The sequence below is a fragment of the Bradyrhizobium sp. MI1.4 genome, assembly GCF_055811315.1.
The window spans coordinates 117,216-132,950 of the sequence record NZ_JBVVPP010000013.1; the positions used below are offsets into that span (position 1 = coordinate 117,216).

15 protein-coding genes are annotated in these 15,735 nt (G+C 65.3%); 9 read left to right on the forward strand and 6 right to left on the reverse strand.

Annotated features, from left to right (window positions below; translation table 11 throughout):
• Positions 1-2 precede the first annotated feature (2 nt).
• Positions 3-887, forward strand: coding sequence for a 4-(cytidine 5'-diphospho)-2-C-methyl-D-erythritol kinase (locus AC0L23_RS17510; RefSeq protein ID WP_085384911.1), 885 nt, complete (start codon positions 3-5; stop codon positions 885-887).
• A gap of 27 nt (positions 888-914) precedes the next feature.
• On the opposite strand, the gene AC0L23_RS17515 is transcribed toward AC0L23_RS17510, so the two are convergent.
• The 5 genes from AC0L23_RS17515 to AC0L23_RS17535 form a co-directional block, all read right to left on the reverse strand.
• The gene (locus tag AC0L23_RS17515) at positions 915-1,790 is read right to left on the reverse strand and encodes an alpha/beta fold hydrolase (protein WP_039799260.1); all 876 of its coding nucleotides are present in this window, start codon (positions 1,788-1,790) and stop codon (positions 915-917) included.
• A gap of 7 nt (positions 1,791-1,797) precedes the next feature.
• A complete protein-coding gene (locus AC0L23_RS17520; RefSeq protein WP_018454903.1) occupies positions 1,798-2,430 on the reverse strand; it encodes a LysE family translocator in 633 nt (210 codons plus the stop codon).
• A 58-nt stretch (positions 2,431-2,488) separates the two neighbouring features.
• Positions 2,489-3,745, reverse strand: a complete 1,257-nt coding sequence (gene fabF / locus AC0L23_RS17525) for a beta-ketoacyl-ACP synthase II (protein ID WP_026232839.1) — start codon at positions 3,743-3,745, stop codon at positions 2,489-2,491.
• A gap of 1 nt (position 3,746) precedes the next feature.
• The gene (locus AC0L23_RS17530) at positions 3,747-4,262 is read right to left on the reverse strand and encodes a winged helix-turn-helix transcriptional regulator (protein WP_018454901.1); all 516 of its coding nucleotides are present in this window, start codon (positions 4,260-4,262) and stop codon (positions 3,747-3,749) included.
• 411 nt (positions 4,263-4,673) lie between these two features.
• Entirely contained in the window at positions 4,674-5,681 is a 1,008-nt protein-coding gene (locus AC0L23_RS17535; protein WP_007594965.1) for a polyprenyl synthetase family protein, read from the reverse strand.
• A 131-nt stretch (positions 5,682-5,812) separates the two neighbouring features.
• On the opposite strand from AC0L23_RS17535, the gene AC0L23_RS17540 reads away from it, so the two are divergent.
• The 6 genes from AC0L23_RS17540 (at position 5,813) to glyS (ending at position 11,463) form a co-directional block, all read left to right on the forward strand.
• Positions 5,813-6,040, forward strand: a complete 228-nt coding sequence (locus tag AC0L23_RS17540) for a putative signal transducing protein (RefSeq protein ID WP_007607161.1) — start codon at positions 5,813-5,815, stop codon at positions 6,038-6,040.
• On the forward strand, positions 6,033-6,803 hold the full coding sequence (locus AC0L23_RS17545; protein ID WP_085352615.1) for a tRNA1(Val) (adenine(37)-N6)-methyltransferase: 771 nt from the start codon (positions 6,033-6,035) through the stop codon (positions 6,801-6,803). Before AC0L23_RS17540 ends, AC0L23_RS17545 begins: the two co-directional genes overlap by 8 nt.
• A 211-nt stretch (positions 6,804-7,014) precedes the next feature.
• Entirely contained in the window at positions 7,015-7,923 is a 909-nt protein-coding gene (locus AC0L23_RS17550) for a S49 family peptidase (protein WP_085352614.1), read from the forward strand.
• A gap of 118 nt (positions 7,924-8,041) precedes the next feature.
• The gene (locus tag AC0L23_RS17555) at positions 8,042-8,233 is read left to right on the forward strand and encodes a hypothetical protein (protein ID WP_085352613.1); all 192 of its coding nucleotides are present in this window, start codon (positions 8,042-8,044) and stop codon (positions 8,231-8,233) included.
• Positions 8,234-8,428: 195 nt separating this feature from the next.
• Positions 8,429-9,364: a glycine--tRNA ligase subunit alpha gene (locus AC0L23_RS17560; RefSeq protein ID WP_085352612.1), complete on the forward strand. Its 936-nt coding sequence runs from the start codon at positions 8,429-8,431 to the stop codon at positions 9,362-9,364.
• Positions 9,364-11,463, forward strand: coding sequence for a glycine--tRNA ligase subunit beta (gene glyS, locus AC0L23_RS17565; protein ID WP_085352611.1), 2,100 nt, complete (start codon positions 9,364-9,366; stop codon positions 11,461-11,463). The genes AC0L23_RS17560 and glyS overlap by 1 nt, the downstream gene beginning before the upstream one ends.
• Positions 11,464-11,731: 268 nt before the next feature.
• On the opposite strand, the gene AC0L23_RS17570 is transcribed toward glyS, so the two are convergent.
• Complete coding sequence (locus AC0L23_RS17570) at positions 11,732-12,085, reverse strand: DUF1236 domain-containing protein (RefSeq protein ID WP_085352697.1); 354 nt, start codon at positions 12,083-12,085, stop codon at positions 11,732-11,734.
• A 221-nt stretch (positions 12,086-12,306) separates the two neighbouring features.
• On the opposite strand from AC0L23_RS17570, the gene AC0L23_RS17575 reads away from it, so the two are divergent.
• Both AC0L23_RS17575 and ppdK read left to right on the forward strand, forming a co-directional pair.
• The gene (locus tag AC0L23_RS17575; protein WP_007594951.1) at positions 12,307-12,462 is read left to right on the forward strand and encodes a DUF3096 domain-containing protein; all 156 of its coding nucleotides are present in this window, start codon (positions 12,307-12,309) and stop codon (positions 12,460-12,462) included.
• A gap of 96 nt (positions 12,463-12,558) precedes the next feature.
• Positions 12,559-15,525 (forward strand): pyruvate, phosphate dikinase, encoded by a 2,967-nt coding sequence (gene ppdK / locus AC0L23_RS17580; RefSeq protein ID WP_085384910.1) that lies wholly within the window; start codon positions 12,559-12,561, stop codon positions 15,523-15,525.
• Positions 15,526-15,735: the final 210 nt, after the last annotated feature.

The following is a 15,735-nucleotide window of genomic DNA, read 5'->3' on the forward strand; positions in this document are numbered from 1 at the left end:
CTATGCCGGCGTTGATTGAAGAAGGGCGCGCGAAGGTCAATCTAAGCCTTCGCGTGGTCGGCCGTCGTGCTGACGGCTATCATGATCTCGAAAGCGTGGTCGCCTTTGCCGACTGCGCCGACCGGCTCACGCTGGAGCCCGGCGGCGAGCTGAAGCTCACCACGACGGGGCCGCTCGCAGCGGCCTGCGGCGATATGGCCGACAACCTCGTGTTCAAGGCGGCCAAGCTCCTGGCCGAAGCCGTCCCGAACCTGAAGCTGGGCGCCTTCGCGCTCGACAAGGTGCTCCCGGTCGCCGCCGGCATCGGCGGCGGCTCGGCCGACGCCGCGGCGGCGCTGCGGTTGCTGGCGCGCCTCAACGATCTGTCGCTCGACGACGCCCGCCTCCAGAAGGTTGCGCTTGCGACCGGCGCCGACGTGCCGGTGTGTCTGTTCTCGCGCGCCTGCGACATGACCGGTGTCGGCGAGCAGCTGCTGCCCTTGATGCTGCCGAGCATGCCCTGCGTGATGGTCAATCCACGCGTGCCGGTCGCGACAAAGGACGTGTTCCAGGAGCTGGGCCTGCGCAACGGCGAACTCCTGGTCGGCGCCACGTCCGTCTTCGACGGCCCGGCCTGGCCAGGCGAGGGCGCCTCCATCGCCGACTGGATCGATACTCTCGAGACCGTCGCCAATGATCTCGAAGCGCCTGCGATGCGCATCAAGCCGGTGATTGGCGACGTGCTGGAAGCCTTGCGTGGCTCCGCCGGCGTCAAGCTCGCCCGCATGTCCGGCTCGGGGGCGACGTGCTTTGCGATCTATGGCGCATCTGCCGAGGCGCATGCCGCCGCCGAGAATATCCGCAGGGATCATTCCGGCTGGTGGGTGCACTCGGGAACGCTGAGCTAGATCTGCAATGACGCGGATGTTGCGGAGCTAGCCCGCAGCGTCCTCGCCAAGCCCGAGAAACCGCCGGATCTCACCCAACACCTCCTGCGGCTTGTCATGCTGCAGCCAGTGTCCGGCCCCTGCAATGGTCTCGACGCGCGCCTGCGGAAAGTAGCGCTCCAGCCCCGCGGCCCTCGCGCCAGCCAGAAAGCTTTCGCCGGCATTCAAGAGCAGCGTCGGACAGGTGATGCGCGACCACAGCGCGATGTGATCGTCCGGCCAGAGCCGGTGCGGCGCAGAGGCGCGCTGGTAGGGATCGAACTTCCAGCTATAGGTGCCGTCCTCGTTCTGCCGCGCGCCGTGGGTGGCGAGATGCAGCGCGAGCTCGCGAGACAGCCGCTTGTTGTGAAGGACCATCTGCGCCGCCGCGTCTTCGAGGGTCGAATAGCGGCGCGGTGCGCGGTCGTGCAACTTGTCGAGCTGACCGACCCACTTGCCGATCCGCTCATGCACCGGCGGTTTTGGTGTATCCGGCAACATCGTCACGCCGTCGAGCACGACCAGCTTCGAGACCTGTTCGGGGAATGCCCCTGTAAAGATCAGGCTGACCATGCCGCCCATAGAATGGCCGATGAGAGTGACTTGAGGCGCCGCGATGGCACGGACGAGCTGGGCCAGATCGTACACATACTCCGTCAGCGCGTAGCTGCCGCCCCTGGTCCAGTCGGAATCGCCGTGACCGCGCAGGTCCGGTGCGAGCACGTGAAAATGCGGCTGCAGCGACCGGGCGATGACGTCCCAGCTCCGGCAGTGATCGCGGCCGCCGTGAACCAGGATGGCGACCGGCGCGCCGTCGTTGCCCCAGTCGGCATAGTGCAGCCGCAGGCCGTGAGACTCGTAAATGCGGCTTTGCGGGGCGGGCATGGTGGCGCTATCCATTCACGGGCCGCCGCGCCAGTGCGAGCGACAGGCCGAGCCCTGCGATGAAGACGCCGGAGCCCTGGGTGAGACGTCGCATCAGATGCGGGCGTCCGATCAACTGCGTACGTGTCGCGGAGGCCATCAGCACCACCACGATATCGGCGAGCGTGTTCAGCGTCACCGAGAGCGCGCCCAACGTGATGAATTGCAGTGTCGGGTTCGATCCCGCCGGGTCAAGGAACTGCGGAATGAAGGCGAGGAAGAAGGCGGCGGTCTTCGGGTTCAGCGCCTCGACCAGCACGCCGTCGCGAAAGGCGCGCTTGTCGCCGACGGGCTTGCTGTCGAATGACGGCGCGCGGCTGGCGCTGCGAAAAGTCCTGATGCCGAGCCAGACGAGATAAAGTGCGCCGACGAATTTCACGGCGGCAAACAGCTCGGCGCTGGCAAGAATGATCGCGGAGATGCCGAAGCTGCCCGCGACCACATGAACCAGCCCGCCGAGCGCGGTGCCCGCGGTCGATGCAAAACCGCTGCCGCGCCCTTCCGATAGGGTCCGTGCCGCGACGTAGAAAATGCCGGGGCCGGGAACGGCGGCGATGAGACAAGCGGCGGCCAGGAACAGCCAGAAATTCGTGTTGATCATCCTGCTTTGGTAGCGATGCTTGCCGCGATTGCAAGGCCCGTCGACTAAGGCCCGTCGTTCAGCCCATCCGGCGGAAGATCACGCTGGCATTCACCCCGCCGAAGCCGAACCCGTTCGAGATCGCGTGCTGCATCGGCATCGGTCGCGCCACACCGGCGACGATGTCGATGCCGTCAGCGGCGGGATCAGGGTTTTCGAGATTGAGCGTCGGCGGCGCGATCTGGTCGCGCAGGGCGAGCACGGTGAAGACCGCTTCGAGGCCACCGGCGGCGCCGAGCAGATGCCCGGTGGCCGATTTGGTCGCGCTCACCGCGATGCCGCGGTGGCGGCCGAACAGCGCCGCGATCGCGCCAAGCTCGCTCTCGTCGCCGGCCGGCGTCGAGGTCGCATGCGCATTCAGGTGCTGTAAATCCGCGGGCGCAAGCTTGGCCTGCCGGAGCGCGATCTCCATGGCGCGCCGGGCGCCGTCGCCGTCAGGCGGACCCGATGTCATGTGATAGGCGTCCGCGGTCGTACCGTATCCGACGATCTCCGCGATCGGCCTCGCGCCGCGCGCCAATGCATGCTCCAGCTCCTCGATCACCAGGATGCCGGCGCCTTCGCCCATGACAAAACCGTCGCGGTCGCGATCGAACGGGCGCGAGGCGCGGGCGTCATTGAATCCGCTCGACAGTGCGCGGGCCGCGGCAAAGCCGCCGAGGCTGACGATGTCGATGCAGGCTTCCGCGCCGCCGCAGATCGCCACATCAGTCTCGCCCGCGCGGATCATGCGCGCGGCATCGCCGATCGCCTGAACGCCGGCAGCGCAGGCCGTGACCGGTGTGCCCAGCGCTCCCTTGTAGCCGTATTTGATCGAGACGTGGCCGGCGGCGAGATTGGCGAGGAAGGAGGGGATCGTGAACGGCGACAGCCGGCGCGGGCCGCGCTGTTCGGTGATGCGCACCGCCTCCGCCATTGCCGGAAAACCGCCGACGCCGGAGGCGATGATCGTCGCAGTTCGTTCCTGCGCCGCCGCGTCCTGCGGCGTCCAACCGGCCTGCGCAACCGCTTCCGCGGTGGCGAGCAGCGCGAACAGGATGAAGCGGTCCATCTTGCGCTGGTCTTTCGGCGCGGCGGCCTGCGCGGGATCGAAGCCGCCCTCTGCGTCATCGGCCTTGTCGGGCACGAGGCCGGCAATACGTGCGGGCAGCGCCTGCGACCATTCCGGCAGCGGGCGCAGCCCGCTTTGGCCGGCCAGCAGCCGGCGCCACGAAAGTTCGACACCGCAGCCAAGCGGCGACACCGCGCCCATTCCCGTCACGACGATACGACGCATGTCAGTCTCCAGCCGGCGCGACGGCCGGGTTCATGGCTTTGAGCGAGGTCAGCCGTTTACGCATGACACGGCTGGCGCGGGGGCCTGCGACGACGACCGCATTGGTGAGCGTGATCGGCTGCATGTCGGCGGCATCGACCACGACCGGATTGAACGGACGACAATCGTGCCGGTTCGCGAGCAGGATCGCTTCGCCCATCGGTGCGAGATGCTTGTTGCCCCAAGCGAGCAGGGTTGCGACCACGGGGAAGAAGTCCCGGGCCTTGTCCGTCAGCACATATTCGTAGCGCGGCGGCCGTTCATTGTAGCGGCGACGGACGAACATGCCGCTTTCGGTGAGATGGGCCAACCGCCGCGACAGGATGTTCGGCGCGATCCCGAGGCTTTGCGAAAATTCGTCGAACCTCGTTGCGCCCTGGAATGCATCCCGCAGGATCAAAATGCTCCACCATTCGCCGACCGTCTCCACAGCGCGGCCGACCGGACATTCCTGAATGGAGGGGGATTTGGGCTGCATGAGGGGAAGGTAGGAGAGTGGCTTGCAAAATGCAAGTTAGTAGGCGAACCGTTGGAACACTCCGACGGAGGTGTGCCGCAAGATGGCGCACAGGATTTGAATGCAAGTTGGAAGGCGGCCCTCGCACACCTAGCTCGTCATTGCGAGCGAAGCGAAACAATCAAGAGTCCCTTTGCGGGAAGATTCTGGATTGCTTCGCTGCGCTCGCAATGACGCTGTTAATGCGGTGGTGGCGCGTATCTCAACGATGTCGTCCCGGCGAAGGCCGGGACCCAATAGCCACGACTGTTGTTGTGGTGCACGATGGTTGCCACAGGCGCTAAGACAACGCTGACCGGGGTAATGGGTCCCGGCCTTCGCCGGGACGACACTGAGGGTGTGGCTACCAGCAAGCGCTAAGGATGCAGGTAGCTAATGCGACCGAGCCAGGCAGAACGCCACGACCTGCTCCAGCGCGCTCTTCATCGGCGAGGACGGGAACAGCGCCAGCGCGTCCACGGCCATGGCGCCGTAGTGCTGGGCGCGGCTGCGGGTGTCTTCGAGCGCGCGATGCTTGTTCATCAACCCGATGGCGTGGTCGAGGTCGGTGTCGCCGATCTCACCGCGCTCCAGCGCGCGGATCCAGAAGGCGCGCTCGGTGTCGTTGCCGCGGCGGAAGGCGAGCACGACGGGCAGCGTGATCTTGCCCTCGCGGAAATCGTCGCCGGTGTTCTTGCCGAGCTTGGCGCTCTTGCCGCCATAGTCGAGCACGTCGTCGACGAGCTGGAAGGCGATGCCGAGATTCATGCCGACCGAGCGGCAGGCGGTCTGCTCCGCCTTCGGGCGGTTGGCGATCACGGGCCCGACCTCGCAGGCGGCCGCGAACAGCTCGGCGGTCTTGCCGCGGATTACGGCGAGATATTCGTCTTCGGTGGTTGCGGTGTTCTTGGCGGCGGCAAGCTGCATCACCTCGCCCTCGGCGATGGTGGCGGCGGCCGCGGAGAGAATGTCGAGCGCGCGGAGCGAGCCGACCTCGACCATCATGCGGAAGGCCTGGCCGAGCAGGAAGTCGCCGACCAGCACGCTCGCCTCATTGCCCCAGAGCATGCGCGCCGACAGCTTGCCGCGGCGCATCTCGCTCTCGTCGACGACGTCGTCATGGAGCAGCGTGGCGGTATGCATGAACTCGACGCTGGCGGCGAGTTTGATATGGCCGTCGCCGGTGTAGCCGGCGAGGTTGGCCATGGCCAACGTCAGCATCGGCCGCAGGCGCTTGCCCCCGGAGGAGATCAAATGGTTGGCGACCTCCGGGATCATGGTCACGTCCGAACCGGTCCGCGACAGGATCGTGGCGTTGACGCGCTCCATGTCACCGGCGACAAGGGCAACCAGCTCTTCGATCGACGCGCCGGGAGTTTCGAAAGGTACGATGACGGCCACGCCGGTCTCCAATATTTGCCCCGGAAGGGCTATTCTGATGGAAAGACAATAGAAACTGGACGGGGATGCGGCAAGGGCCGTGGAACCATTGACATTTGGCGCTTAGTCCCCGTCAGGCAGGAGGCTGTGTTTTGCGAGAACTGGTTCGGACCAACGATATGGTGCTGGTGTCGGCGATCGGCGCGCTGCTCGACGGCGCCAACATCCATCATCTGGTGCTGGACCAGAACATGAGCATCATTGAGGGCTCGCTCGGCATTTTGCCGCGGCGGATCCTGGTCCACGAGGACGACGCCATCGAGGCCCGGCAGCTTCTGACCGAGGCCGGCCTCAGCCACGAACTGCGCGGCGATGAGTGAAGCACTGACAGACCTCACCGAGGACGCCTTTCTCGGCGGGCAATTGCGGCTGAAGCAGAAGCGGTCTGGCCATCGCGCCGGGCACGACGCCATTCTGCTCGCGGCGGCGACGGAGGCGAGGGCGGGCGACCGTGTCGTCGATCTCGGCGCCGGCATCGGCACGGCGGGCCTTGCGTTGGCTCGGCGCGTCGCCGGGATCAGGCTCGGCCTGCTCGAGATCGATCCGGAGCTGGCGGAGCTTGCGCGCGCCAATGCGGCCGCGAATGCGATTGCCGCCGAGACGATCGTGCTCGACGTCACCGCGGACGCGCAGGCCTTCGCAGCCAGCGGGCTCGCGCCCGACAGCGTCGACGTCGTGCTGATGAACCCGCCCTTCAACGATCCCGCTCGCCATCGCGGTTCGCCCGATCAGGCGCGCCAGATCGCGCATGTGGCGACGGATCAGACGCTGAATGCCTGGGTGCATGCGGCGCGGCGCATCCTCCGATCGCATGGCGCGCTGACATTGATCTGGCGCGCAGATGGGATCGCGGAGGTTTTGGCGGCGCTGTCTCGCGGCTTCGGCAGTCTCGCGATTCTGCCGGTTCACGGTGAAGCCGGACGGCCCGCGATCCGCGTGCTGGTGCGCGCGGTCAAGGGCGGCAGGGCCCCGGCGCGATTGTTGCCGGGCCTCATGCTCAACGAGGAATCACGCGTGCCGAAAAAAGAGGTGATGGATATTCTGGAGGGAAGAGCGGTTCTACCCCTGGTGGAACCGTGCTGAGCTATTGCGGAAGCGATTCCGACTGCTGCTCTTGCGGAGTCGTCAGGCGGATCGCCATGAACAGCGCACCGATCAGCAGCATCAGCAGATAGATTTTCATGGTGTTCTCCGCTGGCCCATTGCAGCCTCTCAACGGGGTTTCTGCAAAACACGTTCCGGGCCCTTCCAATGACAGTCGCGTGATAAGAAACGGTTAATCAGAGGTAACGGCATGGCCGAAAAATTGAACGATCGTGAGAGTTCCGGCCTGGCCGACAAGCTCATGCAATATCTGCCGGCGCGCTTCCGTCCCGGCATTGCCGTGGTGCCGGTGGTCCGGCTGTCCGGTGTGATCGGCGCAGTGACGCCGCTGCGCCCGGGCATGACGCTCGCGACGGTTTCGCGGGTGCTGGAGCGGGCGTTTTCGACGCGCAACGCCAAGGCGGTGGCGCTGGTGATCAATTCGCCCGGCGGGTCGCCGGTGCAGTCGCGCCAGATCTATCTGCGCATCAAGCAGCTTGCGGCGGAGAAGAAGCTGCCGGTGCTGGTGTTCGTCGAGGACGTGGCGGCCTCGGGCGGGTACATGATCGCCTGCGCCGGCGACGAGATCATCTGCGATCCGTCCTCGATCCTCGGCTCGATCGGCGTGGTCGGCGGCAGTTTTGGTTTCCAGGAGGCGATCAAGCGGCTCGGCATCGAGCGGCGCCTCTACACCGCCGGCGCGCACAAGGCGATGCTCGATCCGTTTCTCCCTGAAAACCCCGACGACGTCGCCAAGCTCAAGGCGCTCCAGCGCGAGATCCACCAGATCTTCATCGCGCTGGTGAAGGAGAGCCGCGGCGCGCGGTTGAAGGGCTCCGACGACACCCTGTTCACGGGCGAATACTGGGCCGGCGAGAGTTCGATCGCGCTGGGGCTCGCCGACAGCATCGGCGATCTCCGCTCAACTCTTCGTGCCCGCTATGGCGAGAAGGTTCTCACCCCCGTGATTGCCCAGCCGACCGGTCTGCTCTCCGGCCTTTTGGGCCGGAAATCGCCCGGCGCGGGGCAGCTTTCCGCCATGGAATCAATGGCCAGCCTGCCGGACGACCTGATCTCGGCGGTCGAGACGCGCGCGATCTGGGCGAAATTCGGGTTTTAGACGGAGCCCCTCCGCGCCATTTGGCCCCAAGGAGACTTGAAGCCGTGCCAATTGCGGCGCGGCCCGGTCTGCGCAAGAATGCGCGTGGGGGCTGAGCATTGTGAACAAGGAACGACCGATGCCGCCGTTCGTCGCATTCGCGGGCGTCCTGGGCGGGCTTGCCGTGGTCCGCTGGGCCTACAAGACCGCCGTCAGGATCAACCAGGAGCTGGAGGAGATGCGCCTCTCGCGCGTCGCCGAGGCCGCCCATATGGGGGCCGTCCAGACGCTGAAGCAGGATCCCGTCACCGGAGCCTATCGGCCGGGTTAGCTGCTGCAGACGTCATGGCCGGGCTTGTCCCGGCCATCCACGCCTTGTCTCACCGCACGAAGAACGTGGATGCCCGGGACAAGCCCGGCCATGACGGAGAACTAGGCCCGAATCCACCCCCTTCACCTTGATTCCCACCCCTGCCGTCGATACGGTCCCGCGCGATTCAACCCCCCGCGAGAGCCCGATCTGACGATGGACGCCTCCTTGCCCGCCCATATGCGCCCGGAACGCTCGTTCCAGGGCTTTATCCTCGCGCTCCAGCGGTTCTGGGCCGAGCAGGGCTGCGTGATCCTGCAGCCCTACGACATGGAGATGGGTGCGGGTACCTTCCATCCGGCAACCACGCTGCGCGCGCTCGGGCCAAAGCCCTGGAATGCGGCCTATGTGCAGCCCTCGCGGCGGCCCAAGGACGGCCGCTACGGCGAGAATCCGAACCGGCTGCAGCACTACTACCAGTTCCAGGTGATCATGAAGCCGTCGCCGCCGAACCTTCAGGAGCTGTACCTGCAGTCGCTCGCCGCGATCGGCATCGATTCCGCCGTGCACGACATTCGCTTCGTCGAGGACGATTGGGAGAGCCCGACGCTAGGCGCCTGGGGCCTCGGCTGGGAGTGCTGGTGCGACGGCATGGAAGTCAGCCAGTTCACCTATTTCCAGCAGGTCGCGGGTGTCGAATGCGCGCCGGTCGCCGGCGAGCTCACCTACGGGCTCGAGCGCCTCGCGATGTACGTGCAGGGCGTCGACCGGGTCTACGACCTCAACTTCAACGGCCGCGACGGCGACGCCAAGGTCACCTATGGCGACGTCTTCCTGCAGGCCGAGCGGGAATATTCGAAGCACAATTTCGAAGTGGCCGACACCGCGATGCTGTTCGAGCAGTTCAAGATGGCGGAAGCCGTCTGCCGGAAATACCTCGATGCGGGTTGGAAAGATGGCAAGCGCGAGGCGCATCTGATGTCGCTTCCGGCCTATGACCAGTGCATCAAGGCAAGCCATGTGTTCAACCTGCTCGACGCGCGCGGCGTGATCTCCGTGACGGAGCGGCAGAGCTACATTCTTCGCGTGCGCGAACTGGCAAAAGCTTGCGGCGAGGCCTGGATACATACTGAAGCGGGCGGAGCGACCTGATGCCCGATCTTTTGCTTGAACTTTTCTCGGAAGAAATCCCCGCGCGCATGCAGGCCAAGGCGGCGGACGATCTGCGCCGCATGGTCACCGACAAGCTCGTCGCCGAGGGTCTCGTCTACGAAGGCGCGAAGGCGTTCGCGACGCCGCGCCGCCTTGCGCTTACCGTGCACGGCATCCCTGCGCGCCAGCCTGACCTGAAGACCGAACGCCGCGGACCGAAGATCGGTGCGGCCGACGCGGCCGTGCAGGGTTTTCTGAAAGCGACGCGTTTGACGTCGCTGGACGAGGCCAAGATCCAGCGCGATCCGAAGGGCGACTTCTACATCGCGCTGATCGAGAAGCCCGGCCGCGACGCCATCGACGTGCTCGCGGAAATCCTCCCCGTGATCATCCGCACTTTCCCTTGGCCGAAATCGATGCGCTGGGGCGCGCGCTCCGGCAAGCCGGGCTCGCTGAACTGGGTGCGTCCGCTGCACGCGATCACCGCGACGTTCGGGCTCGAGACCGAAGAGCCCGATGTCGTCAAATTCTCGGTGGACGGCATCGAGGCCGGCCAGACCACTTACGGTCACCGCTTCATGGCTCCTAGCGCGATTTCCGTCCGCCGCTTCGAGGACTACGAAGCGAAGCTGAAGGCCGCAAAAGTCATCCTCGATCCGCAGGCGCGCAAGGACATCATCTTTGCCGACGCCAAGGAGCTGACCTTTGCGCAAGGGTTCGAACTGGTCGAGGACCAGGTGCTGCTCGATGAGGTTTCGGGTCTCGTCGAATGGCCCGTCGTCATGATGGGATCGTTCGAAGCGGAGTATCTCGCGATCCCCGACGAGGTGATCCGCGCCACCATCCGCAACAACCAGAAGTGCTTCGTCGTCAAAGATCCCAAGACGGGCAAGCTGACCAACAAGTTCGTGCTCACCGCCAACATCGAGGCGCCTGACGGCGGCAAGACCATCGTCGCCGGCAACGAGCGTGTGATTCGTCCGCGCTTGTCGGATGCGAAATTCTTCTACGAGACGGACCTGAAGACGAAGCTGGAAGACCGGCTGCCGAAGTTCGAGCAGATCGTGTTCCACGAGAAGCTCGGCACACAGGCTGCGCGCATCAAGCGAATCGAGCGTCTCGCCGCAGAGATCGCGCCGCTCGTCGGCGCCGATGTCGCCAAGGCGACGCGCGCCGCGCATCTGGCGAAGGCGGATTTGCTGACCGAAGTCGTCGGCGAATTCCCCGAGGTGCAGGGCCTGATGGGCAAGTACTACGCGCTGGCCCAGGGCGAGGACGCCTCCGTCGCTGCCGCCTGCGAGGAGCACTATAAGCCGCAAGGGCCTGCCGATCGCGTGCCGACCGATCCGGTCAGCGTCGCAGTCGCGCTCGCGGACAAGCTCGACACGCTTGTCGGCTTCTGGGCGATCGACGAAAAGCCGACGGGATCGAAGGATCCGTATGCGCTGCGCCGCGCGGCGCTGGGTGTGATCAGGCTGATCGGTGAGAACGCACTGCGTATGTCGATCATGAAGATGGCGGCGTCCGCACTCGCCGGCTTGTCCTTGAAGCCTGCCGATGCGCAGAAGCTTCCGAGCGACCTGCTCGCCTTCTTCGCAGACCGGCTGAAAGTGCAGCTCCGCGAGCAGGGCGCGCGGCACGATCTGGTCGACGCCGTGTTCGCGCTCGGTGGCCAGGACGACCTTCTGATGATCGTCCGCCGCGTCGAGGCGCTTGGAAAATTCCTCGAGTCCGAGGACGGCAAGAATTTGCTCGCCGGCATCAAGCGCGCCAGCAATATCCTCGGCATCGAGGAGAAGAAGGACAAGCGCGCGTTCGAGGGCGCGCCCGATGCTGCGCTCTATGGCCTCGACGAGGAGAAGGCGCTGGCCAACGCGATCGGCGAAGTGAAGGCGGAGGCAAGCGCTGCTGTCGCGAAGGAAGACTTCGCTGCCGCGATGAGTGCGATGGCCAAGCTGCGTCCGCCGGTCGATGCGTTCTTCGAGAAAGTTCGCGTCAACGACGAGGATGCGAAGGTGCGTGAGAACCGGCTAAAACTGCTCAACGAGATCCGCAGCGCCACGCGTGCGGTGGCGGATTTCTCGAAGATCCAGGATTGAGCGCGTCTTGGCGCAACTGGACACCGTCATGCCCGGGCTTGTCCCGGGCATCCACGTCCTTCTTCGCTCGCGGAGAGGCATGGATGGCCGGGACAAGCCCGGGTCATGACGACGGAGTTGGTGGCCGCAATTGCTGTGCGCGAAGAGTGCCCACACAAAAAGCCCCGCCCGGCGGGGGGAGGACCGGGCGGGGCCTGATGTCCGACTATACTGCTCGCGTCAGCCTGATTGATGTGACGCGCCGGACACCTAGTTGATACCGGAAACGTTAGTCCATCACCTCGACGATGCGCCGCGAGCGCGGCTCAACCAGCACGGTCTCGCCGTTTACGACGGTGTAGCGATAGGTGGTGGCGCCGAAACGTTGCGGCACGTCATAATAGGTGACGCCGCTTTCAGGTAAGGTGGCACCGACCACCACGCGATCCGGGATGCGGAAAGCCGGCACACGTTGTTCGACGACATAGTCGCGGAAAGCCGGCCGCTGCTCGACCGCAATGGTCGGGCCGCTCTCGACGACGACGGGCGCGCGTCCCACGGTGACGCTGCTTTGCGCCTGCGCCGCAAGGGGCGAGCCGGTCGCAGCCGCGAGCGCTGCAAGAGCAAGAAACCTGTTCCGCATGGGCAACTCCTTCGAGAAAGTTTCGGGAAGCGCCACTGGCGCGACCGGTTGCCAATGCCTGCGTCTTCGCGATGTTCCGGAAAACGCCCGCCGCATACGCGGCATTTTCGGGCAGTTTTCGCGGAGCCGGGAACTCGCGCGCCCCCGGTGCGTCTCTACCCGCGGAACCCAGTCCGCTATGATCCCGCTGCGATTCGCCCCACCCCACGGAAAGAAAATTCATGCACATCACCGTCGCCCACATCTCGCCGATCCTGTCGCTGCTTGCGGGTGTGCTCATCCTGATCATGCCGCGCCTCCTGAACCTGATCGTCGCGATTTTTCTCATTATAAATGGTGCGATCGGGCTCGGATTGTTGAAGTGGCTCCATCTCTAGGCCTTCATTCTACGGAACTCTTCGACTTGCGCGGACCTGCCCAAAGTGGTGTAAGGCGCGCAATTACCCATTCCTCTCGCAGGTTGTGTGCAAGCTATGGCCAAAGCCGCCTCGAAAACTCCAGCGAAAATGCCAGCGAAATCAAAGTCCTCGACCAAGGCGAAAGCCGCGCCGGCGGCCCGCAAGTCACTTGCCAAGCGCGCCCCGAAGCCCATGGCCAAGGGCGCTGCCAAGCCGGTGGCCAAGCCGGCTGTGAAGCCCGCCGCCAAGTCGGTTTCCAAGGCTGTTGCAAAGGCACCGACGAAGCCGGTTGCACCGAAGGTCGCCGCGAAGCCGGTACCGAGCAAGACTGCTTCAACCAAGGCTGCGCCTGTTGCGGCCAAGGCCGGCAAGTGGGTGTTCACCTTTGGGGACGGCAAGGCCGAGGGCAAAGCGGAGATGCGCGATTTGCTCGGCGGCAAGGGCGCCAACCTCGCCGAGATGGCCAATCTCGGCCTGCCGGTGCCTCCGGGCTTCACCATCCCGACCTCGGTCTGCACCTATTTCTACGCGCATGACAAATCCTACCCGAAGGAATTGAAGTCGCAGGTTGAGAAGGCGCTCGACCATGTCGGCAAGTTGACCGGCAAGATCTTCGGCGATTCCAGGAATCCGCTGCTCGTTTCCGTGCGCTCCGGCGGCCGCGCCTCGATGCCGGGCATGATGGATACCGTGCTCAATCTCGGCCTCAATGACGAGACCGTGGAAGCGCTGTCGGAACTGTCAGGCGATCGCCGCTTCGCTTATGACAGCTATCGCCGCTTCATCACCATGTATTCGGACGTGGTGCTCGGGTTCGAGCATCATCATTTCGAGGAAATCCTCGACACCTTCAAGGACAGCCAGGGCTACACGCTCGACACGGATCTCACCGCCGACGACTGGGTCGATCTGGTCGGCAAGTACAAGGACGCGGTCGCGCGCGAAACCGGCAAGGATTTTCCGCAGGATCCGCACGACCAGCTCTGGGGCGCGATTGGCGCGGTGTTTTCATCCTGGATGAACGCCCGCGCGGTGACCTACCGCAGGCTGCACGACATTCCGGAATCCTGGGGCACCGCGGTCAACGTGCAGGCCATGGTGTTCGGCAACATGGGCGAGACCTCGGCGACCGGCGTTGCCTTCACGCGCAATCCCTCGACCGGCGAGAGCAAGCTCTACGGCGAGTTCCTGATCAACGCGCAAGGCGAGGACGTGGTCGCGGGCATCCGCACGCCCCAGGACATCACCGAGGAAGCGCGCAAGGACTCCGGCTCCGACAAGGCGTCGATGGAATCGGCGATGCCGGAGGCGTTCAAGGAGCTGACGCGGATCTACACGCTGCTCGAGAAGCACTACCGCGACATGCAGGACATGGAGTTCACGGTCGAGCAGGGCAAGCTCTGGATGCTCCAGACCCGCGGCGGCAAGCGTACTGCCAAGGCGGCGCTGCGCATCGCGGTCGAACTCGCCAATGAAGGCCTGATCACCAAGAAGGAAGCGGTGACGCGGATCGACCCCGCCTCGCTCGACCAGCTGCTGCATCCGACCATCGACCCCAACGCCAAGCGCGACGTGATCGCGACCGGCCTGCCGGCCTCGCCGGGTGCGGCCTCCGGCGAGATCGTGTTCTCCTCGGACGAAGCGGCCAAGCTTCAGGCCGACGGACGCAAGGTGATTCTGGTCCGGATCGAGACCAGCCCCGAAGACATCCACGGCATGCACGCCGCCGAAGGCATTTTGACCACCCGCGGTGGCATGACCTCGCATGCTGCGGTGGTCGCGCGCGGCATGGGCAAGCCCTGCGTCTCCGGCTGCGGCACCATCCGCGTCGATTACGGCCGCGGCACCATGAGCATCGGCTCACGCACCTTCAAGACCGGCGACGTCATCACCATCGACGGCTCGCTCGGCCAGGTGCTCGCCGGCCGCATGCCGATGATCGAGCCCGAGCTGTCCGGCGAGTTCGGCACGCTGATGAAATGGGCCGACCAGGTCCGCAAGATCGGCGTGCGCGTCAACGCCGACACGCCGGAGGACGCGCACACTGCGATCAAGTTCGGCGCGGAAGGCATCGGCCTCTGCCGTACCGAGCACATGTTCTTCGAGGAGACGCGCATCCGCACGGTGCGCGAGATGATCCTCTCCGAGGACGAGCAGTCGCGCCGCGCTGCGCTGGCAAAACTGCTGCCGATGCAGCGCGCCGACTTCGTCGAGTTGTTCGAGATCATGAAGGGCCTGCCCGTCACGATCCGCTTGCTTGATCCGCCGCTGCACGAGTTCCTGCCGCACACCCATGCCGAGGTCGAGGAAGTGGCGCGCGCCATGAACACCGACCCGCGGCGCCTGGCCGACCGCGCGCGGGAGCTGTCGGAGTTCAATCCGATGCTCGGCTTCCGCGGCTGCCGTATCGCGATAGCCTATCCCGAGATCGCCGAGATGCAGGCACGTGCGATCTTCGAAGCGGCGGTCGAGGCCGAGAAGCGCACCGGCAAGGCCGTCGGCCTCGAGGTGATGGTGCCGCTGATCGCCACCAAGATGGAGCTCGACCTCGTCAAGGCGCGCATCGATTCCACCGCGAAGGCGGTGATGCGCGACACCAACACCAAGCTGACCTATCAGGTCGGCACAATGATCGAGCTGCCGCGCGCCTGCCTGCTCGCGGCCGAGATCGCGGAGAGCGCCGAGTTCTTCTCATTCGGTACCAATGACCTCACGCAGACGACGTACGGCATCAGCCGTGACGATGCCGCAAGCTTCCTCGGCACCTACGTGTCCAAGGGCATCCTGCCGATCGATCCCTTTGTCGCGCTCGACCAGGAAGGCGTCGGCGAGCTCGTCAAGATCGGCGTCGCACGCGGTCGCAAGACGCGCCCCTCGCTCAAGGTCGGCATCTGCGGCGAGCACGGCGGCGATCCCGCCTCCGTCGCCTTCTGTCACGCGATCGGCCTCGACTACGTCTCCTGCTCGCCCTACCGCGTCCCGATCGCCCGCCTCGCCGCCGCGCAAGCCGCGCTAGGCAAGGCGATCGCGAGCCAAGCGTAAGGTAAGCGGCGAGTTGAATGTTGAGAGCGAAAGAGGCGGGGCCAAAACCCCGCCTCTTTCTTTTGAGGCGACGTTCTTGCCACACATTCAGTGTCATGGCCCCCGGGAACGGGGGGTGCCCGATTTGAGAGGCGGGGTGGTGGTTTGGGTGGGGGCGCCGCGGTCGGGATTGCCCCCCGTAGGGGGGGGCGGCGGGCGGGGGGGGAGTTG